We start from the raw sequence: 24,847 nt of genomic DNA, 5'->3' as shown, positions 1-24,847 counted from the left end.
GAGTGCCCTCGGTGAGATTCGAACTCACACTGTACGGGTTTTGAATCCGTTTCCTCTGCCAGTTGGGATACGAGGGCGTGGTTTCTACGGCCTCCCACCATAGAGGATGCGTGCGACGGCGCCGCGTCTCAACCCCGCGCTCACGGAACGCGGTGACCCGCTGACACAATGGCGGGCATGACCGGCTCAACGACCGATGCGGCTGCTCCCGCCCCGCGCCGGGTACTGATCGCCGAGGACGAGGCCCTCATCCGGATGGACCTCTCCGAGATGCTGCGCGAAGAGGGCTACGACATCGTCGGCGAGGCCGGCGACGGCCAGGAGGCCGTCGAACTGGCCGAACAGCTCAAGCCCGACCTGGTGATCATGGACGTGAAGATGCCGCGACGCGACGGCATCGACGCCGCGTCGGAGATCGCGACCAAACGCATCGCGCCGATCGTGGTGTTGACCGCGTTCAGCCAGCGAGATCTGGTGGAGCGGGCCCGCGACGCCGGCGCCATGGCCTACCTGGTCAAGCCGTTCACCGCCAGCGATCTGGTGCCGGCCATTGAATTGGCCCTCAGCAGGTTCAGCGAGATCAGCGCGCTCGAACGCGAAGTGGAGACACTGTCCGACCGGCTGGAAACCCGCAAGCTCGTCGAACGGGCCAAGGGCCTGCTACAGGCCAAGCAGGGCATGACCGAGCCCGAGGCGTTCAAGTGGATCCAGCGGGCCGCGATGGACCGCCGCACCACGATGAAGCGGGTCGCTGAAGTCGTGCTGGAGACGCTCGACACGCCAAAAGACGCGCCGTCGTCGGGTTAGCGGGCGACGATCACCGACGAGCCGTGGCCGAACAAACCCTGGTTTGCGGTGACCCCGACCTTGGCGCCCTCGACCTGACGGCCGGTGGCCTGGCCCCGCAACTGCCAGGTCAGCTCGCAGACCTGAGCAATCGCCTGCGCGGGGATGGCCTCACCGAAGCAGGCCAGCCCGCCGGACGGGTTGACCGGGATGCGGCCGCCGATCGTCGTCGCGCCGCTGCGCAGCAGGCCCTCGGCCTCGCCCTTGGGACACAGTCCGAGGTGCTCGTACCAGTCCAGCTCGAGCGCGGTGGACAGGTCGTAGACCTCGGCCAGGCTGAGGTCCTCCGGCCCGATACCGGCCTCGGCGTAGGCGGCGTCGAGGATCTGATCTTTGAACACCCGCTCGGGCGCGGGCACGACAGCGGTGGAATCCGTTGCGATGTCAGGCAATTCGGGCAGGTGCTGCGGGTAGCGCGGAGTGACCGTGCTGACCGCCCGCACCGACGGCACCCCTGCGACTGAACCGAGGTGCTTCTCGGCGAAGGACTTGCTGGCCACGATCAGCGCCGCCGCCCCGTCCGAGGTGGCGCAGATGTCCAGCAGTCGCAGCGGGTCGGCCACCACCGCGCTGGCCAGCACGTCGTCGATCGATACTTCCTTGCGGTAGCGGGCATTCGGGTTCTGCAAGCCGTGGCGAGCGTTCTTGACTTTCACCTGAGCGAAGTCTTCGAGCGTGGCGCCGTAGAGGTCCATCCGGCGTCGCGCCAGCAGCGCGAAGTACACCGGGTTGGTGGCGCCGATCAGATGGAACCGCTGCCAGTCCGGGTCGTTCTTGCGCTCGCCGCCGACCGGCGCAAAGAACCCCTTCGGCGTGGTGTCGGCGCCGATCACCAGCGCGACGTCGCAGAAGCCGGCCAGGATCTGCGCGCGGGCGCTCTGCAGCGCCTGCGAGCCGCTGGCGCACGCCGCATACGACGACGACACCGGCACGCCGTTCCATCCGAGCTTCTGCGCGAACGTCGACCCGGCGACGAACCCGGGGTAGCCGTTGCGGATGGTGTCCGCTCCGGCCACCAGCTGGATCTGCCGCCAGTCCAAACCGGCCTCGGCCAGCGCCGCGCGCGCGGCCACCACGCCGTATTCGGTGAAGTCGCGGCCCCATTTGCCCCACGGATGCATGCCCGCACCGAGGATGTAGACCGGCTCGCTCATGCGCGCCTCCAGCCGTACGTGATCCGCTCGACGCCGTCGTCGTCGGTGAACAGCGGCATGGTGGTCAGCTCCATCTCCATGCCGACCTCGAGGTCAGCGGCCAACGTGCCGTCGACCACCTTGCCCAGCACGATCAGGCCTTCGTCGGCCAATTGCACCGCGGCGACCGCGAACGGCTCGAACGGATCCGGCGACGGATACGGCGGCGGCGGGGCGTACCGGTTCTCGGTGTAGCTCCACACCGTGCCGCGCCGCGACAGCGGCACCTGCTCCAACTGGTCGCCGTCGCAGGCCGGGTTCGGGCAATTGTTGGCCCGCGGCGGAAACACATAGGTGCCGCACTGCGGGCATTTCGCGCCGATCAGATGCGGCGCGCCGGAGTCGTCGGTCGCGAACCAGCCGTCGACGGCCGGTTCCTGGCGGATAGCTGCTGACACGCGGCCAGCGTACCGAGAACGACAGCAAAACTGAAACGTGTTCCAGTTTCGCGGCCGTGGACTCAGCGTCGGACCCGATGCCTAGAGTGAAAGCCGTGAGCCCAGCGAAGACCGCAAGCGCCAAGACGCAAGCCGGCCAGGCCGCTGACGGCAAGCCGACGTTGATGCTGCTGGACGGCAATTCGCTGGCGTTCCGGGCGTTCTACGCACTGCCGGCGGAGAACTTCAAGACCGCGGGCGGACTGACCACCAACGCGGTGTACGGGTTCACCGCGATGTTAATCAACCTGCTGCGCGACGAGTCGCCGACGCATGTGGCCGCCGCGTTCGACGTGTCGCGGCAGACGTTTCGCTCCGATCGCTACCCGGAGTACAAGGCCAACCGCACGTCGACCCCTGACGAGTTTCACGGCCAGATCGACGTCACCAAGGAAGTCCTTGCCGCCCTGGGCATTACGGTGCTCGCCGAACCCGGTTTCGAGGCCGACGACATCATTGCCACCCTGGCCACCCAGGCCGAAAAAGAGGGCTACCGGGTGCTGGTGGTCACCGGCGACCGCGACTCGCTGCAACTCGTCAGCGAGGACGTGACGGTGCTTTATCCGCGTAAGGGTGTGAGCGAGTTGACCCGGTTCACCCCGGACGCCGTCGTCGAAAAGTACGGGCTGACGCCCAAGCAGTATCCCGACTTCGCCGCCCTGCGTGGCGATCCCAGTGACAACCTGCCCGGCATCCCCGGGGTGGGGGAGAAGACGGCGACCAAGTGGATCGCCGAATACGGCTCACTGCAGGCGCTGGTGGACAACGTCGACACCGTCAAGGGCAAGGTGGGCGACGCGCTCCGCGCGCATCTGGCCGGCGTGGTGCGCAACCGCGAGCTCACCGAGCTCATCCGCGAGGTGCCGCTGGCGCAGACTCCCGACACGCTGCGTATGCAGCCGTGGGACCGCGACCAGATCCATCGGCTGTTCGACCACCTGGAGTTCCGGGTGCTGCGGGACCGGCTGTTCGAGACGCTGGCCGCCGTCGAGCCCGAGGTCGACGAGGGATTCGACGTGCGCGGCGGCGCGCTGGAGCCCGGCACGGTCGGGCAGTGGCTGGCCGAGCATGCCGGCGACGGGAGGCGCTGCGGGCTGGCGGTGGTCGGTACGAACGTTCCCTACGACGGCGACACCACCGCGCTGGCCGTCGCCGCCGCCGACGGTGACGGCGCCTACGTCGACACCGCCACGCTGACCCCCGACGACGAGGCCGCGCTCGCCGCCTGGCTCGCCGACCACGACAAGCCGAAGGCGCTGCACGAGGCCAAGCTGGCCATCCACGACCTGGCCGGGCGCGGCTGGACCCTAAACGGCATCACGTCCGACACCGCGCTGGCCGCCTACCTGGTCCGGCCGGGCCAGCGCAGCTTCACCCTTGACGACCTGTCGCTGCGCTACCTGCGCCGCGAGCTACGTGCGGAAACCCCTGAGCAGCAGCAACTTTCGCTACTCGACGACACCGATGGCGTCGACGACCAGGCGGTGCAGACCACAATTCTGCGGGCGCAGGCCGTCGCCGACTTAGCCGACGCGCTGGACGCCGAGCTGGCCCGCATCGACTCGCAGGCCTTGCTGGCCGACATGGAACTGCCGGTGCAAGGTGTGCTGGCGGGCATGGAAGCCGCCGGCATCGCCGTCGATCTCGACCAATTGTCCTCGCTGCAAAGCCAATTCGGCGACGCGATCCGCGACGCCGCCGAGGCCGCCTACGCGGTGATCGGCAAGCAGATCAACCTCGGCTCACCCAAGCAACTGCAAGTGGTGCTGTTCGACGAGCTGGAGATGCCGAAAACCAAGCGCACCAAAACCGGATACACCACCGACGCGGACGCCCTGCAGTCGTTGTTCGACAAGACCGGTCACCCGTTCCTGCAGCATCTGCTGGCTCATCGCGACGTCACCCGGCTCAAGGTCACTGTCGACGGACTTCTGAATTCCGTTGCCGCCGATGGCCGTATCCACACCACGTTCAACCAGACCATCGCGGCCACCGGCCGGTTGTCGTCGACCGAACCGAACCTGCAGAACATCCCGATCCGCACCGACGCGGGCCGCCAGATCCGCGACGCGTTCGTGGTGGGCGCGGGCTACGGCGAGCTGATGACCGCCGACTACAGCCAGATCGAGATGCGGATCATGGCCCACCTTTCCGGCGACGAAGGGCTGATCGAGGCGTTCCGCACCGGCGAGGATCTGCACTCCTTCGTCGCCTCGCGCGCCTTCGGCGTGCCGATCGACGAGGTGACCGGCGAGCTGCGGCGCCGAGTCAAGGCGATGTCCTACGGGCTGGCCTACGGGCTGAGCGCCTACGGCCTGTCGCAGCAGCTGAAGATCTCCACCGAAGAAGCCAAGGAGCAAATGGACGCCTACTTCGCCCGGTTCGGCGGCGTCCGCGACTACCTGCATGCCGTCGTCGAGCAGGCCCGCAAGGACGGCTACACCTCGACCGTGCTGGGCCGGCGACGCTACCTGCCCGAGCTCGACAGCAGCAACCGCCAAGTCCGCGAGGCCGCCGAGCGGGCCGCGCTCAACGCCCCGATCCAGGGCAGCGCCGCCGACATCATCAAGGTGGCGATGATCGAGGTGGACAAGGCGCTCAAAGCGTCCCGGCTCACGTCGCGCATGCTGCTGCAGGTCCACGACGAGCTGCTGTTCGAGGTGGCCGACGGGGAGCGCGAACAGCTCGAGGCGCTGGTGCGCGACAAGATGTGCGGCGCCTACCCGCTCGACGTGCCGCTCGAGGTGTCGCTGGGCTACGGCCGCACCTGGGACGCAGCGGCGCACTGACCATGCGCCCGGTCAAGCGCCGTCGTGGCCGTCCGGCCGGCTCCCGAGTGGATCCCGACGAGCGGCGCGCCGCGCTGCTCGACGCGGCCGAGCGGGCAATCCGTGCCAAGGGGCCGTCGGTGGGCCTGGGCGACGTCGCCGGCGAGGCCGGCTTCGTCCGGTCCGCGGTGTATGCCATGTACCCCAACCGCGACGCGCTGCTGGCGGCGCTGAGCCAACGCACCGCGCAGCGTCTGCTCGGTGAAATCACCACGCGCGCAGCCGGTTCCACGGATCTTCGGCAGCGGATGGCGTTGTTCTTCGACGTCATCTGCGCGTGGATGCACGCCGAGCCCAACCTGTACCGCGCGCTCAGCGGCGACCCGTCGAGCAGTGTCTTCGAGCAACTTGCCACTGCGGTGGAGCAGATGCTGGCGACGGTGTTCGACTCCGACCATGCCCGCCTGGCGGCCGCCCCCTGGTCGCGGGCCATCGTGGGATCCGCGGTGGCCGCCGCCGAATGGTGGTGCCGCACCGGGGCCATGTCGCGCGACGCACTCGTCGAGCACCTCACGGCGTTGTGCTGGGACGGCGGCGCCGCGCTGCCGTTCAAAGCGGACGACATCAAGAGTATTGACAGCGGCCAGCCATAATAGACAGACTGTCTTTTATGGTTCTGGCAGACGTTCATACCCCCTCGCGCTACTGGGAGAGCATCGTCGGCGAGTGCGACGTCGACGTGACAGAAATCACCGGCGCGCTGCCCGACGGCCTCGTCGGCACCCTGTACCGCAACGGATCCGGCCGCTGGAACGTCGGGTCTTCGCAGGTGGAAAGCGTTTTCGACGCCGACGGCATGGTCAGTGCGTTCATCCTGGACGGCTCAACCGTGCGGTTTCGCAACCGGTTCGTGCGCACCAAGCACTACCTGAGGTCGACCGCGGCTGGGCGCGTGGTGGATCGCGGCTTCGCCCACCAGCGACGCGGAGGCGTGCTGGGCAATGCGCTGCGACTGCCGGCCAACACCGCCAACACCAGCGTCATGGTCAACCCCGGCCAGTTGCTGGCGCTGTGGGAGGGCGGGCCGCCGCATGCGCTGGATCTCGACACCCTCGACACCCGCGGCCCGTGCGACCTTGGCGGGGTCCTCAAAGGGCCGGTTCGGGCGTATTCGGCGCACTACACCTACGACCCGATCGCGGGCACCAAGGTCAACTTCGGCTTCGACCCGTACTTCCCGCGCATCGACATCCGCGGGATGCGGCTGCGCGACCTGCTCGCCGAGGCGGTGCCCCGGGTGCGCTTGCGGCTGTACGAGACCGGCGCGGACGGCGTGACCCGTTATCTTCGGGCGGTGCCGTTGCCGGCGATGGGCGTCGTGCACGACATGGCGCTGACTCAGCGCTACGCGATCTTCGTGGTGTCGCCGCTGCGGATCAATCCGTGGGCATTGACGGGCTACCAATCCTATTGGGATTCCATGCGTTTCAAGCCCGATACGCCGTCGTACTTCGTGTTGGCCCCGCGCGACGGAAGCCGGGTCCGGGTGGTCGAGACCGAACCGTTCTACCACTGGCATTTCACCAACGCCTACGACGACGGCGACGACGTCGTCGTCGAACTGCCGCGGTTCGCACCGCAGACCTACGACGGCATGAAGAACTACACCGCGCACATTCGCTCGGACATCGCGCAACTCGACGGCTACGGAACGATCGAGGACGCGGTGGTACTGACCCGGTTCCGGATCACGCCGTCGGACGCGATCACCCGTGAGCCGCTGGCCGGCTTCGGCTGCGAGTTTCCGCAGATCGACCAGCGGCGCTCGACGATGCCGCACACGGTGTCCTACGTGGCGGTGCAGGACCCGGGCCGATTTGAGGGCCAAGGCGTCGCTCGGGTCGATCACGGCACCGGCGCGGTTCAGGCCTACTGCCCGGCCGGGCAAATGCTGGTGGAGCCGACGTTCGTGCCCCGACCGGGCGGCACCGCGGAGGACGACGGCTGGCTGCTCACCGTCGGATATGACGAATCGCAGCATCGCAGCAGGTTGATGGTGCTTGACGCGGCCCATGTCGACGACGGGCCGATCGGTGAGGCGTGGCTGCCGTTCCACGTCCCGATGAGCTATCACGGGGCGTTCACCAGCCGAGTCGCACGCCGTGCGGGCTGAACGCGCCGGGTTGGGTTTGGCCTGCGTGAGCACCGTCGAGTAGCCTCGACGGGTATCACAACTGTCCCTACGACCTCAACCTGTCCGGAGCAACCCCCCATATGCCGAGTCCCACCGTCACCTCGCCCCAAGTAGCCGTCAACGACATCGGCTCGAGCGAGGACTTTCTCGCCGCCATCGACAAAACAATCAAATACTTCAACGATGGCGACATCGTCGAAGGGACCATAGTCAAGGTTGACCGGGACGAGGTCCTGCTCGACATCGGCTACAAGACCGAAGGGGTCATTCCCTCCCGCGAGTTGTCCATCAAGCACGACGTCGACCCCAACGAGGTGGTGTCCGTCGGCGACAAGGTCGAGGCGCTGGTTCTCACCAAGGAGGACAAAGAAGGCCGGCTGATCCTGTCCAAGAAGCGCGCGCAGTACGAGCGCGCGTGGGGCACGATCGAGGCGCTCAAGGAGAAGGACGAGGCCGTCAAGGGCACCGTCATCGAGGTCGTCAAGGGCGGCCTGATCCTCGACATCGGGTTGCGCGGCTTCTTGCCCGCGTCATTGGTCGAGATGCGCCGGGTGCGTGATCTGCAGCCGTACATCGGCAAGGAGATCGAGGCCAAGATCATCGAGCTGGACAAGAACCGCAACAACGTGGTGCTGAGCCGCCGGGCGTGGCTCGAGCAGACCCAGTCCGAGGTGCGCAGCGAGTTCCTCAACCAGCTGCAGAAGGGCGCCATCCGCAAGGGTGTGGTGTCCTCGATCGTCAACTTCGGCGCGTTCGTCGATCTCGGCGGGGTGGACGGTCTGGTGCACGTCTCCGAGCTGAGTTGGAAGCACATCGACCACCCGTCCGAGGTGGTGCAGGTCGGTGACGAGGTCACCGTCGAGGTGCTCGACGTCGACATGGACCGCGAGCGGGTTTCGTTGTCGCTCAAGGCAACCCAGGAAGACCCGTGGCGGCACTTCGCCCGCACGCACGCCATCGGCCAGATCGTGCCGGGCAAGGTCACCAAGCTGGTGCCGTTCGGCGCGTTCGTGCGCGTCGAGGAGGGCATCGAGGGCCTGGTGCACATCTCGGAGCTGGCTGAGCGGCACGTCGAGGTACCCGATCAGGTGGTCGCCGTCGGCGACGACGCGATGGTCAAGGTCATCGACATCGACCTGGAGCGGCGCCGGATCTCGTTGAGCCTCAAGCAGGCCAACGAGGACTACACCGAGGAGTTCGACCCCGCCAAGTACGGCATGGCCGATTCCTACGACGAGCAGGGCAACTACATCTTCCCCGAGGGCTTCGACCCCGAAACCAACGAGTGGCTCGAAGGTTTCGAAAAGCAGCGCGCCGAATGGGAGGCCCGCTACGCCGAGGCCGAGCGCCGGCACAAGATGCACACCGCGCAGATGGAGAAGTTCGCCGCCGCCGAGCACGCCGAGGCCGAGCACGGTTCAGGCCCGGCCAACGGGTCGTCAGACGACGATCAGTCCAGCGGCGGTTCGCTGGCCAGCGACGCGCAACTGGCCGCGCTGCGGGAGAAGCTCGCCGGCAGCGCATAACTGCCGATGCTGCGCATCGGTCTGACCGGCGGCATCGGCGCCGGAAAGTCGTCGGTAACCGCGACTTTCGCGGAATGCGGTGGGATCGTCGTCGACGCTGACGTGATCGCCCGCGAAGTGGTCGAACCGGGCACCGAGGGGCTGGCGGCGCTCGTCGACGCGTTCGGCGACGACATTCTGCTGCCCGACGGGGCGTTGGATCGACCAGCGTTGGCGGCCAAGGCATTCGGCGACGAGGAACGTCGCAAGACGCTCAACGGGATCGTGCATCCGCTAGTCGGCAAGCGGCGCGCCGAGATCATCGCTTCTGTACCCGACGACGCCGTGATCGTCGAAGACATTCCGCTGCTGGTGGAGTCGCAGATGGCGCCGCTATTCCCGCTCGTCGTCGTCGTGCACGCCGACGCCGAAGTGCGGGTGCGCCGACTCGTAGAACAACGCGGCATGGCCGAAGACGACGCCCGCGCCCGCATCGCCGCGCAGGCCGACGACCAAGCACGTCGCGCCGTCGCCGATGTGTGGCTGGACAACTCCGGCACACCGGAGGAGCTGGTGGAGCGGGCCCGCGAGGTGTGGAATCACCGGATCGCGCCGTTCGCACACAATCTCAGCGCGGGCCGGGTGACCCGTCCGCCGACAGAAGAACCCGTGCCGGCCGATCCGGCCTGGGCCGAGCAGGGCCGGCGCATTGTGGCGAGGCTCCAAGCCGCCTGCGGCGCAAAAGCGTTGCGAGTCGATCACACCGGCCCCACGGCCGTGCCAGGCCTTGCCGCAAAGGACGTCGTCGACATCCAGATCACTGTCGAATCTCTCACTACTGCAGACGAACTCGCTGAGGTATTAGTGTCAGCGGGTTATCCGCGCATCGACGACATCACTGCGGACGCGCCGCTCACCGACGATCCTGTCCTATGGCGCAAGCGAATTCACGGCTCCGCGGACCCCGGTCGGCCGACCAGCGTGCACCTTCGGGTCGACGGCTGGCCCAATCAGCAGTATGCCCTGCTACTGGTGGACTGGCTGCGCGCCAATCCCGATATGCCGGACTACTTTCAGGACACCTATCGCCGCGCGTGGGAATGGGCTGAGGCGACGGGCTGGCGGCCCTAACGCTGAACATGCGCGGCGACCCGCTGCGCCGCGCTTGCGATCGCCGCTACGTCAATGGTGCGCCGCAGGACACCACCCTGTTGGGGTCGTTGTTGGCCAGCGTCAGCGCAACAGACTGGTCGACCTGCGCGGCAACGTTGTCGTCGACGTCGATCTCGCAATGGACATTCGCCGAATACGGCCACGGGACTGACACCTGCATGCCCGCCCTGCTCGGATCGGTCAGGACGGTGTTGGCTTCGAAGGCGTTTCCGGGCAACGAGCTCAGCCCGGTGCTGCTGGTCTCGTTGTCGTGGATGCGGAAGGTGGCCTGCCCACCAGGCGCGACCCCGTCGATGCGGGCGATGTAGGTGACGTTGTGCAGGTCGGCGGACGCGATCGGGGGAGTTAACTGTGGGCCGATGGCGGCGGCAGTCAACGCGGCGACCGCCATCCATCTGCGCTTGGCGGAGTTCATGTCTGCCAGATTACCGCCACGTATTGCGTGACGGCCATGCTTTTGCCGGCTAGGCAGGCTGGCAGCGTGGGCACCACACCGAGGTGCGCCCGCCGACCCGCCCGCGCTTCAACCGCGCACCGCAGCGCGGGCAACTGGGGTCCGGCTCGTCTCGCGCGCCGGTGAGCCACCGCGGCAGCGCGGGGACACAGCCGTGGCGGACCGCGGTGCGCAGCACCCGCCGCATGGTGGCGTGCATCCGCTTGATTTCGTCGGCGTCCAGGCCGGCGATCGCGCGGGATGGATGCAGCCTTGCCTGCCAGCAGATTTCGTCGGTGAGCAAGTTGCCCAGCCCCGCGATCACCGACTGGTCCATCAGTGTCGCCTTCAGCCCGCCGCGTCGGCCAGAAAGCACATCCCGGAACGTCGGCAGGTCGATGTCCAGGGCGTCGGGTCCCTGCGGGTCCGTCACGCGGGCCACGTCGTCGTCGCCGGTGGCGAGCCACACCCCGCGCAGCTTGCGAAGGTCGGCGTAGCGAAGCTCGCCGCGATCCAGCGCCACCGCCAGCCGCACGGGGCCATCTGGCTCGTCGCCACCGGATGTGTAGTATGGGCGGCCTGTCATGCCGCTGTGCACCAGCAGCGTCGGGCCGTCGGTCGGCAGGATCAGCCATTTGCCGTGCCGCCGTGGGGCGTCGAAGCGGCGGCCGCGCAATGCCCGTCCGAGCGACCGGGGACTGGTGTTGCGCAGCACGCCAGCGTCGCGCACCTCGACGTGCCGCACCCGCCGGCCGGGCAGAGTGTCGGCCAGCTCGCGGCGGAAGCCTTCCACGTCCGGCAGTTCAGGCATGGGCGCCAAGCCATTTCGACAGCCGCTGGCGTGGGCGGGTCAGCGACCGGCCGTGCCGGTGCATGTCCGCCCACGGATCGCGTTGTCCCTCGAGCCGCTTCGGCAGGTCGCGGATCGTGAACCGGTCCGCCCGCAAGCCGCGGGTATTCAGCTCGTCCCATTCGAGCGGGGTGGCCACCGGCGCGCCGTCCCGGGCCCGAATCGAGTACGGCGCGACCGCGGTCTGCGCGTAGGCATTTCGCATGACGTCGAGGTAGACCCGGCCACCGCGCTTGTTCTTCCGGGCTTCGACAGTCCGATGCTCGGGATCGTCGGCCGCCACCAAATCCGCGACGTCACGGGCGAACTGGCGAACGGTATCGAAGTCCGTGTTGCCGCTCACTGGTACCACCACGTGCAGTCCGCGTGATCCGGTCGTCTGCAGGTAGGGCACCAGCCCGAGATCGTCGAGCACATCCGCGAGTGCGCGAGCTGTGGCACGCACGGCGGGAAACTCACTTCCCGACGGGTCGAGGTCGAAGACCAGCTGGTCCGGTGTGTCCAGACGCCCGCGACGTGACTGCCAGGAATGCAGCGTGATGCAGTTCTGATTCGCGAGCCACACCAGCGCTTCCCGGTGTTCGACCACCGGATGGACCACCGTGCCGTCCTCCTTGCTGACCTGCGCACTGTCCATCCAATCCGGCATCGAACCGGCGAAGTCCTGCTGGATGAAGCCCGGCTGGTCGATCCCACGCGGAAACCGCTGAACAGTCAGCGGTCGACCCTTCAGATGCGGCACCATCACGTCCGCCACCTCGGAGTAGTAGTCGACGACATCACCCTTGGTAATTCGGTCGGCGGGGAACAACACCCGGTCCGGGTGAGTGATCTCGACCTTCAAGCGAGCCATCAGCGTGTCTCCCTGACCACCTCACGAGCTTCTTTGTCGGTCCGCAGGCCGATGTAGCGCGGATGGCGCAGTTTGCCGTCCCGGGTCCACTCGCTGAACCCCACCTCGACAACGAGTTCTGGACGCACCCAACGAGTTTCGCGATCACGTGGTACGCCTCGAGTAAAGGGCGACGCGTCTTGCTCGACAGTTGACAGCCGCCTGTGCAGGCTGCGCAGCGTCGCATCGTCGAATCCGGTACCCACTTTGCCGGCGTAGACGAAGTCGCGTCCCTTGTAGTAGCCGACGAGCAGCGCACCCAGCTCGAGCCGGCTGCCTTTCGGCGCGGTGTAGCCGCCAACCACGAACTCCTGGTCGCGGACGCACTTGAACTTCAGCCAATTCGTCGACCGGCCACCCGTATACGGCGCGTCGGCCAGCTTGGCGATCACACCCTCGTCGCCGCGCGCGCAGGCGGCGCGGTAAGCCTCCTCGCCGTTCCGCACCCGGTGGGTTGTGAACCGCAGCGGGTCGGCGAACTGGAACGCCTTGCGCAGCAGTCGTTTACGCAATGTCAGCGGCAGTTCGGTGGTGCGATGGCCGTCCACGTGCAGCAGGTCGAAAATGTAGTAGAACACCGGTATCCCCGTTGCCCGGGCCTGTTTGGGGTTGGTGATACCCAGGCGTCCCTGTAGCCGGGCGAAGCTGGTCCGCCGGCCCCGGAATGCCACCACCTCGCCATCCACCACGAACTGGGCTGTGCGTTGCGCCGCGAGAGCGTCGGCCAATTCCGGATAGGTTCCGTTGAGCGGCTGGCGATTCCGTGACAGCAGTCGCAGTTGGTCGCCGTCGCGGAAGGCGAGGCACCGCTCGCCGTCGAATTTGCGCTCGAAGATCCAGTGCGGGTCGGAAAACCGACGGTCGGTCAGAGTGGCCAGCATGGGCGCCCGCCAGTCGGGCACCGGCTCGTCGGGCAGGCCGGTCACGACAGCTGGTCCAGGGTGCGCCCGGACAGCACCGATTCGGGCTGGCTGCGCACCGGGTTACGGCGGGCGTCGGCGTCGTCATCCTTGCGTTTGACCAGCAGCCACGCCTCGTCATCGCCCCCGCGCATCCGGGTGAGCGCGTAGCCGCCGCGCAACTTCTCGCCGTTCAGCCGAAACGACAGGTGCCCGCGGTCAAGCCCCTCCGCCATCTCCTGGTCGCTGGCGTTGGTGTAGGTGCCGCGGTCCCAGACGATCACGCCGCCGGCCCCGTATTCCCCTTCGGGGATGATGCCCTCGAACTCCTCGTAATCCAGCGGGTGGTCCTCGGTGCGGCGCGCCATCCGCTTGTCCTTCGGGTTCGTTGACGGGCCCTTGGGTATTGCCCATGATGCGAGCACGCCGTCGATCTCGAGCCGGAAATCGTAGTGGTCGGTGCGGGCCGCGTGATGCTGGATGACGAAGTGCGGTTCACCGCGGCGCTGTCGCGTCCGCCGTCGCGCCCGTGGCTCGGGGCTGCGGCCCGACCGCCGCTTCTGCCGGTATTCGGTGAGTGCCATATCGGGGAAGTACCCGCGACCGTCGCGCACTACGCAGCGCGCCAGGTCAGTTCCATCCCCTGGGTTGCCAGCCAGCGTTGCAGGTCGTAGCCGTGCCGGGCCAGGCCGTCGACGGCGGTGGCCGCACGCCGCACCGCCTGCTCGGCGGCTTCGGGGCTGATCAGATGGTGGCGGACGGCGACGAGCAGCTCGTCGACATCGCTCAACTGCGCACCCATACCGGTGCGGACCTCCAGGTCGAGGTAGTGGTCCTCGGAACGCCACGCCGTCGGGCCCGGTGTGTACTCGCCGACGTCGAGGTAGTAGTCGTGGTCGCGTTCGTGACCGGGATTGAAGTGGAAGACGGTGGCCCGCAGGCCCAACGACGGCAGCAGCCACGACTGCAGGTAGTGGAATTGCGCGCGCCCCGGCGCCGGGCGGGCCATGTACAGGCCCCAGGGGCGCACCGTGTACTCGTCGACGGCCCGCACGATGCCCTTCGGATCGGTGTTGGTCCGGGCTACCAGGTCGAATGTCTCGTGCTTCGGCGGATGGATAGCGTCAGGATAACCGCAGGGAACAGTGCCTGTCGGTGTGTGGTTCTAGGCTTTCGGTATGGCTTTCGCTACCGAACACCCGGTGGTCGCGCACTCGGAGTACCGCCCTGCCGCAGAGGACGTGGAGGGGTTGGTGCGCGCCGGTGGCCGCTTCGAGGTGGTCAGCCCGCATGACCCGGCCGGCGACCAGCCGGCCGCCATCGACGAGCTCGAGCGCCGGATCAAGGCGGGGGAGAAGGATGTGGTGCTGCTCGGCGCCACGGGCACCGGCAAGTCGGCCACCACCGCGTGGCTTATCGAGCGGCTGCAGCGGCCCACCCTGGTGATGGAGCCGAACAAGACGCTGGCAGCGCAGATGGCCAATGAGTTGCGGGAGATGTTGCCGCACAACGCTGTTGAGTACTTCGTGTCGTACTACGACTATTACCAGCCCGAGGCGTATATCGCGCAGACCGATACCTACATCGAGAAGGACAGCTCGATCAACGACGACGTGGAGCGGCTGCGGCACTCCGCGACGTCGGCGCTGCTTTCGCGGCGCGACGTGGTGGTCGTCGCCTCGGTGTCGTGCATCTACGGCCTGGGCACCCCGCAGTCCTACCTGGACCGGTCCGTCGAGCTACGGGTGGGCGAGGAGGTGCCGCGGGATGCGCTGCTGCGGCTGCTGGTCGACGTGCAGTACACCCGCAACGACCTGTCGTTCACCCGCGGCTCGTTCCGCGTCCGCGGCGACACCGTGGAGATCATCCCGTCGTACGAGGAACTGGCCGTCCGCATCGAATACTTCGGCGACGAGGTCGAGGCGCTGTACTACCTGCACCCGCTGACCGGTGAGGTGATCCGCCGGGTGGACTCGCTGCGGATCTTCCCGGCCACGCACTACGTCGCCGGCCCGGAGCGGATGGCCCACGCGATCTCCACGATCGAGCAGGAGCTGGCCGAACGGCTGGCCGAACTGGAGGGCCAGGGCAAGCTGCTGGAGGCTCAGCGGCTGCGGATGCGCACCAACTACGACATCGAGATGATGCGCCAGGTCGGCTTCTGCTCGGGTATCGAGAACTACTCGAGACACATCGACGGTCGCGGCCCGGGATCGCCGCCCGCCACTTTGCTGGACTACTTCCCGGAGGATTTCCTGCTCGTCATCGACGAGTCGCACGTCACCGTGCCGCAGATCGGCGGCATGTACGAGGGCGACATGTCCCGCAAGCGCAACCTGGTCGAGTACGGCTTCCGGCTGCCGTCGGCGTGCGACAACCGCCCACTGACCTGGGAGGAGTTCGCGTCCCGGATTGGGCAGACGGTGTACCTGTCGGCCACCCCGGGCCCGTACGAGCTCAGCCAGACCGGCGGCGAGTTCGTCGAGCAGGTGATTCGCCCGACCGGGCTGGTGGATCCCAAGGTGGTGGTCAAGCCGACCAAGGGCCAGATCGACGACCTGATCGGCGAGATCCGCAAACGCGCCCAGGCCGACGAGCGGGTGCTGGTGACGACGCTGACCAAGAAGATGGCCGAGGATCTCACCGACTATCTGCTCGAGATGGGCATCCGGGTGCGCTACCTGCACTCCGAGGTCGACACGCTGCGCCGGGTCGAACTGCTGCGCCAGCTCCGGCTCGGCGAGTTCGACGTGCTGGTCGGCATCAACCTGCTTCGCGAAGGCCTGGACCTGCCCGAGGTGTCGCTGGTGTCGATCCTCGACGCCGACAAGGAGGGCTTCCTGCGGTCGACGCGCAGCCTGATCCAGACGATCGGGCGCGCCGCCCGCAACGTCTCCGGCGAAGTGCACCTCTACGCCGACACCATGACCGACTCGATGCGCGAGGCCATCGACGAGACCGAGCGGCGGCGGGCCAAGCAGATCGCCTACAACCGCGAGCACGGCATCGATCCGAAGCCGCTGCGCAAGAAGATCGCCGACATCCTCGACCGCGTCTACACCGAAGCCGACGACACCGAGACCGTCGAGCTCGGCTCGGGGCGCAGTATTTCGCGCGGCCGGCGGGCGCAGGGTGAGCCGGGGCGGGCGGTCAGCGCAGGCATCGTCGAAGGCCGCGACACGACCAATATGCCGCGGGCCGAATTGGCCGACCTGATCAAGGATTTGACCGCGCAGATGATGGCCGCGGCGCGGGATCTGCAGTTCGAACTGGCCGCGCGGTTCCGCGACGAGATCGCCGACCTGAAGAAGGAACTGCGCGGGATGGACGCCGCCGGCTTGAAGTGACCAACAGCGCGATATCCAGCACAGGCAGTTGGCGGCTACTGCTAGGCCGCCGATACCTGGCCACGTCGACGCTGCTGGCCGGCGGAGTGGCGCTGTACGCCACCAACGAGTTCCTGACGATCAGCCTGCTGCCCAGCACCGTCGCCGACATTGGCGGCGAGCGGCTGTACGCCTGGGTGACCACGCTGTATTTGGTGGGGTCGGTGGTGGCGGCCACCACCGTCTACACCGCGCTGCAGCGGATCGGGGCCCGCCGGTCGTACTTGTTGGGACTGGTGGTGTTCGCGCTCGGCAGCCTGGTATGCGCCGCGGCCCCCAGCATGGAAGTCCTGGTGGCCGGCCGCACCCTGCAGGGCGCGGCCGGCGGCCTGCTGGCCGGTTTGGGCTATGCGGTGATCAACGCCGCGCTGCCGCGTGAGCTGTGGACTCGGGCGTCGGCGCTGGTGTCGGCCATGTGGGGAGTCGCCACGGTGGTCGGGCCGGCGATGGGCGGCTTTTTCGCCCAGTTCGGCCTGTGGCGCTGGGCGTTCGGCGCGATGGCGGTACTCACCGCGGCGATGGGCCTGCTGGTCCCGGTCGTGCTGGCTGCGGGCCGGGTCGACCGGGGCAACGCGCCGCCGACGCTCAAGGTGCCGGTGTGGTCGCTGCTGTTGCTCGGCACTGCCGCGCTGGCGGTCAGCGTCGCCGAAGTTCCGCACAACAACGTCGCGACCGCCGGACTGCTCGTTGCCAGCCTGCTGCTGGCTGGGCTGTTCCTTGTCGTCGATCGGCGGGTGTCCTCAGCCGTGCTGCCGCCCAGCGCTTTTGGTCCGGGGCCGCTGAAGTGGATCTACGTGACCCTGACGTTGCTGATGGCCGCCGCCATGGTCGACATGTATGTGCCGCTTTTCGGTCAGCGACTGGCCCACCTGACTCCGGTGGTCGCCGGCTTTCTCGGGGCCGCGCTGGCGGTCGGCTGGACCGTCAGCGAGATCGTCAGCGCATCGCTGAACAGCCCACGCGTTGTTGCCCGTGTCGTCGCGGCCGCCCCGCTGGTCATGGCGGTCGGCCTGGGGCTGGGCGCGATCACCCAGGTCGACAATGCGCCGCTCGGCGTCGTCGCAGTCTGGGCGTTCGCGTTGCTGGTCACCGGGGCCGGGATCGGCGTGGCCTGGCCGCACTTGTCGGCGTGGGCGATGGACTGCGTCGACGATCCCGGCGAAGGCGGCGAGGCGGCAGCCGCCATCAACGTCGTGCAGCTGATCTCGGGAGCATTCGGCGCCGGACTGGCCGGTGTGGTGGTCAACAGCGCCGGGGGCGGGGCAGTCATGGCGGCCCGATGGCTGTTCGCGGTGTTCGCGGTGCTGGCCGCACTCGGTGTGCTGGCCTCCTACCGGGCCACTCGCGGCCAGAGTTAGGGTCGTGCCGTGGACGCCTTCGCCGCCGGACGGCTGACTCGCTCTCTAGACGCCGTGCACGCGCTGGTCTACTTCGTGCCGGACGCCAACGAGAAGTTCGGCGACCTCGGCCTGGATTTCCGCACCCATTATTTCGCCAGCCGCTCCGCGCCGATGGGCGCTGTGCCGGCGAATGTCGTTGCGGCGACGTTTTATAACTTCAACCCGCGGCTGGTGGCCAGCGCGATACCGGCCGCCTGGGAGCTGGCGTCGCCGCAGACGGTGACCCGGGTTCGCTACGAGATCGTCGCGACAGCACTGCCCCGGGTGCTCGGTGAACAACTCAGCGAGTCAAGGGAATTGGCGCGCGCCGCGTCGCTGCTGCGCCGTGTCGCCGAGTCGATTCCCAACGCCGACGGCCGGCCCCTCTACGCGGGCCACGCCGAACTGCCGTGGCCGGACGTTCCCGTCGTGCAGCTGTGGCACGCCATCACGTTGTTGCGCGAGTACCGCGGCGACGGGCACATCGCTGTCCTGGTCACCGAGGGACTGAGCGGACTGGAGGCGTTAATCACCCATACCGCAACGGGAATCGGCTTCAGCGCCGAATCCGCCAGGCGGTTGCGAGGGTGGAGCACCGACGAGTGGACTGCGGTCACCGAGGACTTGATTGCGCGCGGGATCATGCGCGCTGCAGGCGAGTTGTCGCCGGCCGGCACCGAACTCCGCTCCAAAATCGAGGATCTGACCGACGAGTTGGGATATGCGCCGTGGCGGGCATTGTCGGCGGATGAGGCCGACGAGCTGATCGGCTTCGCGGCGGTGATCCGTGAGGCCGTCCGGGCCGCGGAAGTGTTTCCCGCCGGGGTATTCGGTCCGCGGCACGGCCAGGCCCGCTAAATCAACAACGGCTGCACCGCGGTTGCGATCGCCCAGCGCGAGCGTGCACGCTCGCGGTACGGCCGGACCCGCTAGCCCCGAATGGATTTCGTCACCTGCGCGTAATGGAATTGCCAGCGTTCGACGATGTGGAAGCCGAGTTCGCCCGCGAATTGATAGGCCGGCGCATGTCCCAACAGCGGCCCAGGGGCAAGCGACCTGCCGCTCTGGTGGTCGGGCAGCGTCTTGTCACGACTCGAAATCGTCCACACTGTAGTGCATTTGGCCAACCGGGGCAGTACCAGCCACACTGCGACATGACCGTCCCACAGCGTGCCGTGATCGGGTCCATAGGCGCCGCGTTCGACGTCGGCCAACGGCGCGAAGGCCGCCGGCCGGGTCGCCAGAAGCGCGCGGATCGGCCCGGGCAACCAGCGCACGGTGTTGTCGACCAGCAGGCAGTCACCGGGCGACGCGTGAGCGGTGATGACGTCGGCCACCTGGCTGTAGTCCCAGCCTTCTTTCGCATACGGACCGCGTTGGGTGAAAAGGTAATTCGGGAACGCGGCCGCCGCGAACAGGATCAGTACGCCGGCGATCGCCCACGGCCCGCGGGCGATGGTGACGATGCAGACGGCCAGCACGACGGCGGCAGCAGGCGCGGTGAGGATCAGGTAGCGCGGGTAGTAGATCGGTTCGCCGAACACCGAGTAGATCAGGATCACGCCCGTGGGCAGGACGATCCAGGCGACGCAGATGATCAGCAGGCGACGCATATCGCCCGCCGGAGCCGCACGGCCGGCCAGCCGAAGCGTGATGGCCGCGATTACCACCACGCCGGCGAGAATGGCGAACGGGACGCTGTGGTCGAAATACTGGCGATGCACGACATCGAGGAACAGGTTCCGCTTCAGCGTCGTGATCCACTTGACCTGCCAAACCTGGCTGTGGGCGAACACCACGAATGGCGCCATGAGCGCCAGCGCGCCCAACGAAGTGGCCGTCCACCAGATAACGGCGGGCTTCCCGCGCGCGAGCAGCGGCTGCGCCGCGGCGTAGACCAACACCAGCAGCGACAGGTTGATGCTCAACAGAATCGACAGCATCAACGCCAGCATGTAGAGCAGCCACAGCCACGGCCGGTTGCGTCGCGCCGACACGATGAACAAGACCGTCAGCCACACGGCGGCAGTCGCTTCCAGCGCATAGGGGCGAGCTTCGATACCTGCCCACGTCACCCGGGGCAAGATCGCGAACACGATGCCCGCGCAGACCGCGGTGCTGCGCGGCGAAAACTGCCTGGCGAAGACAACCACACCCGCCGCGGCCGCGCCCACAGCCAGCGCGCTCGGCACCCGCGACCAGAATTCCGTCGGCGGAAACACCGCGAACCAGCCGTGCATCAGCAGGTAATACAGCCCGTGCACGGCGTCGATATGTCCCAGCAGCCGCCACAGCTGGGACAACGAGCGGCTCGCCGACGCCGAGATCGTCGCCCCCTCGTCGAACCACAACGACGGCCGGCTGGCCGCAGCGCCGCTGAGGACGGCCGCGAGCAGCGCAATCAGCAACGGGTCGAGGACCCTGCCGCGGGGCCGCGGGCGCGGACCGCTGGGGGCGATCGCGGCCGCGGGCTCGTCGACTATCGGGGCAGCCATAATTCCTGTCACTGTAAGGCTCCTGTGGTGAACCTCATTACCAATAGTGGGGCCGATCAACCACGCCCGCTGGCCCGTGGCGGCACTGCCTAGTGAAATGCACTGGTGGGCAGGGTATCCCAGTCACATCGAGACCCCTTCGACCGCGGCAGGCGCCACAGCGCCAGTCGCGGGGCTGGATCACACCGGTCATGGCCGCCTGCGTGGTGTGTCGCAAATCCAACCCTGGCATCCGGCAAAGCGATACTGTCTTGGGTTGGCGTAGCAACCGACACCTGGGAGGGTAAATGAGCGCCTATAAGACCGTGGTGGTGGGAACCGACGGCTCGGACTCATCGCTGCGCGCGGTCGACCGGGCAGGCAACATCGCCGGGGCGGACGCGAAGCTGATCATCGCGACGGCGTACCTGCCCCAGCACGAGGACCCGCGGGCCGCCGACGTCTTGAAGGACGAAAGCTACAAGGTGTCGGGCAGCGCGCCGATTTACGCGATCCTGCGCGAGGCCAAAGACCGGGCGCACGCCGCAGGCGCCAAGAACATCGAGGAGCGATCGGTCGTCGGTGCCCCGGTCGACGCGCTGGTCGGCCTCGCCGAAGAAGTCAACGCCGACCTGCTGGTGGTCGGAAACGTCGGCTTGAGCACGATCGCCGGCCGGCTCCTGGGATCGGTGCCGGCCAACGTCTCACGGCGGGCCAAGGTCGACGTGTTGATCGTGCACACCACTCCTTGAGCCGCGCGACCGCACGATAGCCACGACTCCGGCGCCGGCGAGGATCGTAAATGCCAACGCCGGCAGCCAATCACCCAGCCGTTGGTACACAGTGGTGTTCGATCCGAGCGGAACGTCGACGACGACCACACCGCGATAGCTCGACGAACGCCAGGCGAGTGTGCGGCCGCGCGCGTCGAAAGCCGAACTGTCGCCGGACAATCCGGCATGCACCGCCGGATGGCCCACTTCGATCGCGCGCATCGCCACCGCCGCCGCCAACTGCGGCTGGGCCCAGCTTCCCTGAAACGTCGACGTCGACGTCTGGTAGGCAAGCAGCTCGGCGCCGCGTTGAACTTCGCGGCGCGGGAGGTCGGGGAAGATCGCTTCGAAACTGATCAACGGCCCGAGTGCGAGTGAGCCGGCGTGCAGCACGACGGGTCCGTCGCCGCTGCGGCGGTCTTCGGCGGCAGCCTTGGTGTGCCGGGTGAGCCAGCCGAGCAGCGGCCGCAGCGGCACGTATTCGCCGAACGGCACCAGCCGAGTCTTGCGGTAGAAACCCAGCAATCCGGTCGGCCCGACCAGCACCGCAGACTTGTAGATCCCGCCGCTCGCGGCGGGCGCGTCGACGTTGACCAGCAGGTAGGCACCGACCCGTCGGGACAGGTCGGACAGCCGCTGCGCGACCTCGGGGTGGCCGCCCGGGTCGGCGCCGACGCTGCTCTCGCCCCAGACGACGAGGTCAAGGCGCTGGCCCGCCAGCGTCGCGGTCAACGCTTCGGAGGCTGCTTGCCGGGCGGCGGAGTCGTCGACGACACCCGGCTGCACCAGCGCCACCCGTGCCGTCGCGCCCGCCGTAGGCGCCGGCCCCAGCACCAACCAGGCTGGGCCGAGGCCTGCGCACACCACCGCCGTGACCAGGGGGACCGCGCGGCGCCGCTGCAGAATCACGCTGGCGATCGCCGTGTTCACCGCGACGATCAGGAAGCTTGTCAGCCACATGCCGCCGACGGCTGCCGAGGCCGCCGTCGCGGGCTGGTTCCACTGCGAGGCGCCCAGCGCAGCCCACGGACCGCCCAGACCCGGCAAGGACCGCACCGCCTCGCCCGCCACCCACGCACTGGGTAGGACGAGCAGCGCGGCCGGTGGCGATCGCGACAGCAATCGATGCGCCGCCCAGCCCCACGGCAGCCACAGTGCCCCCACACCAACGGCCATCAGCACCAGCGCGGGCCCGCTAACGGGCAGCAGCCAATATTGGGTGCTCAGCACGTAGCCGATCAGGCCGCACCACGCCCGCACGGCGGCGTCGACGGGCGTCGGCGCGGCGCGCACGACGAGTAGCAACGGGACGAGCACGAACCAGGCCAGCCACCACCAGGAGGGCGCAGGGAAGGCGAACGCCGGCAATGCGCCGGCAACCAGCGCCGCTGCCCAGCCGGGCAGGTATCTCACGCGCTGGCGGGGCCGTGGCGCGCGAGCCGGAACGTACGAGTCAACCGATCGGGTCGCGTGGTGAGGGTGACCTCGACGGCTCCGCCCGGCGTGACGACGTAGCGCTCTTCGACGTCGGGTCCGTCGTCGCGCCGGCTGACCGGCCGCCGCCGGAGGTCGGGCTCGTCGTTGAGCTCGGGGTCGAACGGGAAGAAGACCGGGTCGTATGGCGTGACGTCGCCGTCGGGGTGGCCGTCGCGCAGCCGGCTGCACTCGACGAACCGGAAGTGGCCGATGTTGTGCGCCGCGCGGTAGCTTCGCGTGACGACGAGCGGGGACTGGCCGTCTGTGGGCAGCTGCACGCCCTTGGACACGATCGGGTCGAAGCTGACGTCCTCGCCGGCGTGCGCCTCACGAAACACGCCGAAATGCCGCGAAAGACGCTCGGAGAGCGCGAATCCCGCTTCTTTGTCGAGGAATGCGGCCAGGCCGATGGCGGTCGCCGCGAACGGGTGCGGTGAGCGTTTGACGCGCTTCTCGTCGAACGACGCCCGCAGCATCCGCGCGACCAGCGGGAAGCTGCCCGCGCCGCCCACCACATAGATGCCGGCCACCTCCGACCACTCGAGGTCCTCCAGCACGTGCGAGAGGGCCGTCATGGTCTTGTCGACCAGCGGCGCGCAGGCCGCGTAGACGTCGTCGATCGGGCAGGAGAACGGCGGCTTGCCGACCGCGTCGAGATCGACCAGGAAGCGGCGGGTGTTCGGGCCGACGGCTTCCTTGCGGCTGGTGCACTCTTCGAGCAGCAGGTGCCGGGCGGTGTGGTCGAGTGGGCCGAGTTTGCCGCCGGTGCGGACGAGTTCGAGGATGGCCTCGTCGAAGTCGTCGCCGCCGAGGCGCTGGATGCCCTCGCTGGTGATCACCTCGTTGTGGCGGCCGGTCATCTTCAGCAGCGACGCGTCGAAGGTTCCGCCGCCGAGGTCGTAGATCAGCACATACTCGCGCCTGGCGGTGATCGTCGAGCGGTAGCGGTGGGCATACTCGAAGCCCGCCGCCGACGGCTCGTTGAGCAGCGCGATGACCTCGAAGCCCGCCTGCGCGAATGCATCGAGGGTCAAGAAGCGTTGGGCGCTCGACGCGTTGGCCGGGACGCTGATTGCGGCCTCGATCCGCTCGCCCGGCGTCAGGTCGACGTTGGAGCGTTGTTCCAGATCGGTTTTCAGTTGGGTCAAAAAGCGCGCGAACAGGTCGGCGAGCCGGTAGCGGCGCCCGGCCAGCTCGACCGTGGTACGGGGCCCGGCGTCGCCGAGCAGCCGCTTGAACGAGCGCAGCACCGACCAGCCGGGCTGGTGGCGCACCGCGGCCGCATCCAAACCGAAGCGCAGTTCGCCGTCCTCGTTGGCGGCGATGAGCGACGGCCAGGTGTCGGACCCGTCGAACGACGCCACGGGGTAGTTGCCGCGGTCGACGACCGCCGCGACCGTGTGCGTTGTGCCGAAATCGATGCCCACCCTCATCGCGCTTAAGCTTAGGCGCTGCAGCGCGTTTCGCGTGGTTGATTACCAGCCGCGCGTCTTCCACTCGCCGAGGTGAGGCCGTTCGGCGCCCAGCGTCGTGTCGTCGCCGTGGCCGGGATAGACGACGGTCGAGTCGTCGTACACGTCGAACACCCGGGTGGTGACGTCGTCGAGCAGCTGCTCGAAATCGCCGGGCTGCCATGTCTTTCCGACGCCGCCAGGGAACAGGCAGTCGCCGGTGAACAAGTGCGTGGTTTCGTCCGCGCCGTCGAGGGCCAGCGCGACCGACCCTGGGGTGTGGCCGCGCAGATGGATGACGTCGAACGTCAGGTCGCCGATGTGCACGGTGTCGCCGCCTTTGAGCAGCCGGTCCGGTTTGACCGGCAACGCGTCGGCATCGATCTCGTGGGCGGCGGTCGGCGCGCCGGTGGCTTCGGCCAGGGCTTGTAGCGCCTGCCAGTGGTCGAAGTGCTGGTGGCTGGTGACGATCAGCGATACCTTCGGTGCGTAGCGTCGTACCAGGTCGATGAGGACGTCGGCGCCGTTGGCGGCGTCGATCAGCAGGGTTTCTCCGGTTTGGGAACACGTCACCAGGTAGGCGTTGTTGTCCATCGGTCCGACTGACGCCTTCACGATCGTCGCGCCCGGCAGGGTGCGACGTGCCGCGGTGCCAGGTTCGACGTGGCCCGTGTAGTTGTCGTCCAGGATTGTCATAGGCGCCACCGTACTGCTGTCG

Annotated in this window: 22 protein-coding genes and 1 tRNA gene; 10 read left to right on the top strand and 13 right to left on the bottom strand. The window is 68.0% G+C overall.

Going from position 1 to position 24,847, the window contains the following annotated elements; genetic code table 11:
- Window positions 1–3 precede the first annotated feature (3 nt).
- Window positions 4–77: transfer RNA gene (locus G6N47_RS20590), tRNA-Leu, on the bottom strand.
- A gap of 100 nt (window positions 78–177) precedes the next feature.
- Here G6N47_RS20590 and G6N47_RS20585 point away from each other — a divergent pair.
- Window positions 178–807, top strand: coding sequence for an ANTAR domain-containing response regulator (locus G6N47_RS20585; RefSeq protein ID WP_139799600.1), 630 nt, complete (start codon window positions 178–180; stop codon window positions 805–807).
- On the opposite strand, the gene G6N47_RS20580 is transcribed toward G6N47_RS20585, so the two are convergent.
- Entirely contained in the window at window positions 804–2,000 is a 1,197-nt protein-coding gene (locus G6N47_RS20580; RefSeq protein WP_083132859.1) for a lipid-transfer protein, read from the bottom strand. The two genes, G6N47_RS20585 and G6N47_RS20580, sit on opposite strands and share 4 nt — an antisense overlap.
- Window positions 1,997–2,437 (bottom strand): Zn-ribbon domain-containing OB-fold protein, encoded by a 441-nt coding sequence (locus G6N47_RS20575; RefSeq protein WP_083132858.1) that lies wholly within the window; start codon window positions 2,435–2,437, stop codon window positions 1,997–1,999. The genes G6N47_RS20580 and G6N47_RS20575 overlap by 4 nt, the downstream gene beginning before the upstream one ends.
- Before the next feature lie 164 nt (window positions 2,438–2,601).
- On the opposite strand from G6N47_RS20575, the gene polA reads away from it, so the two are divergent.
- The 5 genes from polA (at window position 2,602) to coaE (ending at window position 10,074) form a co-directional block, all read left to right on the top strand.
- On the top strand, window positions 2,602–5,265 hold the full coding sequence (gene polA, locus G6N47_RS20570) for a DNA polymerase I (RefSeq protein ID WP_139799609.1): 2,664 nt from the start codon (window positions 2,602–2,604) through the stop codon (window positions 5,263–5,265).
- A 2-nt stretch (window positions 5,266–5,267) separates the two neighbouring features.
- Window positions 5,268–5,897 carry a TetR/AcrR family transcriptional regulator gene (locus G6N47_RS20565; protein ID WP_083132856.1) on the top strand — a complete coding sequence of 210 codons (630 nt, stop codon included), beginning with the start codon at window positions 5,268–5,270 and terminating at the stop codon, window positions 5,895–5,897.
- A gap of 17 nt (window positions 5,898–5,914) precedes the next feature.
- On the top strand, window positions 5,915–7,417 hold the full coding sequence (locus G6N47_RS20560; RefSeq protein ID WP_083132855.1) for a carotenoid oxygenase family protein: 1,503 nt from the start codon (window positions 5,915–5,917) through the stop codon (window positions 7,415–7,417).
- Window positions 7,418–7,518: 101 nt separating this feature from the next.
- Window positions 7,519–8,964, top strand: a complete 1,446-nt coding sequence (rpsA, locus tag G6N47_RS20555) for a 30S ribosomal protein S1 (RefSeq protein ID WP_083132854.1) — start codon at window positions 7,519–7,521, stop codon at window positions 8,962–8,964.
- A gap of 6 nt (window positions 8,965–8,970) precedes the next feature.
- Window positions 8,971–10,074, top strand: a complete 1,104-nt coding sequence (gene coaE / locus G6N47_RS20550) for a dephospho-CoA kinase (RefSeq protein ID WP_083132853.1) — start codon at window positions 8,971–8,973, stop codon at window positions 10,072–10,074.
- Between the two features lie 46 nt (window positions 10,075–10,120).
- Here coaE and G6N47_RS20545 read toward each other — a convergent pair whose 3' ends face one another.
- Genes G6N47_RS20545 through G6N47_RS20520 form a run of 6 tightly spaced genes read right to left on the bottom strand, consistent with a single transcriptional unit; the run spans window position 10,121 to window position 14,244 of the window.
- On the bottom strand, window positions 10,121–10,531 hold the full coding sequence (locus G6N47_RS20545; RefSeq protein WP_083132852.1) for a hypothetical protein: 411 nt from the start codon (window positions 10,529–10,531) through the stop codon (window positions 10,121–10,123).
- A gap of 49 nt (window positions 10,532–10,580) precedes the next feature.
- Window positions 10,581–11,360 carry an Fpg/Nei family DNA glycosylase gene (locus G6N47_RS20540; RefSeq protein ID WP_083132851.1) on the bottom strand — a complete coding sequence of 260 codons (780 nt, stop codon included), beginning with the start codon at window positions 11,358–11,360 and terminating at the stop codon, window positions 10,581–10,583.
- Window positions 11,353–12,252 (bottom strand): non-homologous end-joining DNA ligase, encoded by a 900-nt coding sequence (ligD, locus tag G6N47_RS20535; protein WP_083132850.1) that lies wholly within the window; start codon window positions 12,250–12,252, stop codon window positions 11,353–11,355. The genes G6N47_RS20540 and ligD (G6N47_RS20535) overlap by 8 nt, the downstream gene beginning before the upstream one ends.
- On the bottom strand, window positions 12,252–13,253 hold the full coding sequence (ligD, locus tag G6N47_RS20530) for a non-homologous end-joining DNA ligase (protein WP_083132849.1): 1,002 nt from the start codon (window positions 13,251–13,253) through the stop codon (window positions 12,252–12,254). Before ligD (G6N47_RS20530) ends, ligD (G6N47_RS20535) begins: the two co-directional genes overlap by 1 nt.
- The gene (locus G6N47_RS20525; protein WP_083132848.1) at window positions 13,214–13,774 is read right to left on the bottom strand and encodes a DNA polymerase ligase N-terminal domain-containing protein; all 561 of its coding nucleotides are present in this window, start codon (window positions 13,772–13,774) and stop codon (window positions 13,214–13,216) included. Before G6N47_RS20525 ends, ligD (G6N47_RS20530) begins: the two co-directional genes overlap by 40 nt.
- Before the next feature lie 29 nt (window positions 13,775–13,803).
- Window positions 13,804–14,244 carry a DUF402 domain-containing protein gene (locus G6N47_RS20520; RefSeq protein WP_083132847.1) on the bottom strand — a complete coding sequence of 147 codons (441 nt, stop codon included), beginning with the start codon at window positions 14,242–14,244 and terminating at the stop codon, window positions 13,804–13,806.
- A 124-nt stretch (window positions 14,245–14,368) separates the two neighbouring features.
- Here G6N47_RS20520 and uvrB point away from each other — a divergent pair, with 124 nt between their 5' ends.
- From uvrB to G6N47_RS20505, 3 genes are read left to right on the top strand one after another with little or no spacing between them, the layout of a single operon-like run.
- Window positions 14,369–16,537, top strand: coding sequence for an excinuclease ABC subunit UvrB (gene uvrB / locus G6N47_RS20515; protein WP_083132846.1), 2,169 nt, complete (start codon window positions 14,369–14,371; stop codon window positions 16,535–16,537).
- On the top strand, window positions 16,534–17,934 hold the full coding sequence (locus tag G6N47_RS20510; protein WP_083132845.1) for an MFS transporter: 1,401 nt from the start codon (window positions 16,534–16,536) through the stop codon (window positions 17,932–17,934). The genes uvrB and G6N47_RS20510 overlap by 4 nt, the downstream gene beginning before the upstream one ends.
- A 9-nt stretch (window positions 17,935–17,943) precedes the next feature.
- Window positions 17,944–18,813 (top strand): SCO6745 family protein, encoded by an 870-nt coding sequence (locus G6N47_RS20505; RefSeq protein WP_083132844.1) that lies wholly within the window; start codon window positions 17,944–17,946, stop codon window positions 18,811–18,813.
- 71 nt (window positions 18,814–18,884) lie between these two features.
- On the opposite strand, the gene G6N47_RS20500 is transcribed toward G6N47_RS20505, so the two are convergent.
- The gene (locus G6N47_RS20500; protein ID WP_083132843.1) at window positions 18,885–20,450 is read right to left on the bottom strand and encodes a mannosyltransferase; all 1,566 of its coding nucleotides are present in this window, start codon (window positions 20,448–20,450) and stop codon (window positions 18,885–18,887) included.
- 287 nt (window positions 20,451–20,737) lie between these two features.
- Between G6N47_RS20500 and G6N47_RS20495 the strand changes: the two genes are divergently transcribed.
- Window positions 20,738–21,181, top strand: coding sequence for a universal stress protein (locus tag G6N47_RS20495; protein ID WP_045383227.1), 444 nt, complete (start codon window positions 20,738–20,740; stop codon window positions 21,179–21,181).
- Here the strand turns inward: G6N47_RS20495 and lnt are convergent.
- From lnt to G6N47_RS20480, 3 genes are read right to left on the bottom strand one after another with little or no spacing between them, the layout of a single operon-like run.
- On the bottom strand, window positions 21,134–22,615 hold the full coding sequence (lnt, locus tag G6N47_RS20490; protein ID WP_083132842.1) for an apolipoprotein N-acyltransferase: 1,482 nt from the start codon (window positions 22,613–22,615) through the stop codon (window positions 21,134–21,136). The two genes, G6N47_RS20495 and lnt, sit on opposite strands and share 48 nt — an antisense overlap.
- Window positions 22,612–24,111, bottom strand: a complete 1,500-nt coding sequence (locus G6N47_RS20485) for an Hsp70 family protein (RefSeq protein ID WP_083132841.1) — start codon at window positions 24,109–24,111, stop codon at window positions 22,612–22,614. The genes lnt and G6N47_RS20485 overlap by 4 nt, the downstream gene beginning before the upstream one ends.
- A 42-nt stretch (window positions 24,112–24,153) precedes the next feature.
- Window positions 24,154–24,825, bottom strand: coding sequence for an MBL fold metallo-hydrolase (locus tag G6N47_RS20480; protein WP_083132840.1), 672 nt, complete (start codon window positions 24,823–24,825; stop codon window positions 24,154–24,156).
- Window positions 24,826–24,847 lie beyond the last annotated feature (22 nt).

The organism is Mycobacterium branderi (genome assembly GCF_010728725.1).
Lineage (GTDB): Bacteria > Actinomycetota > Actinomycetes > Mycobacteriales > Mycobacteriaceae > Mycobacterium > Mycobacterium branderi.
The sequence above is the reverse complement of the archived record's forward strand: the minus strand, read 5'-3'. Positions and strand labels throughout refer to the sequence as shown.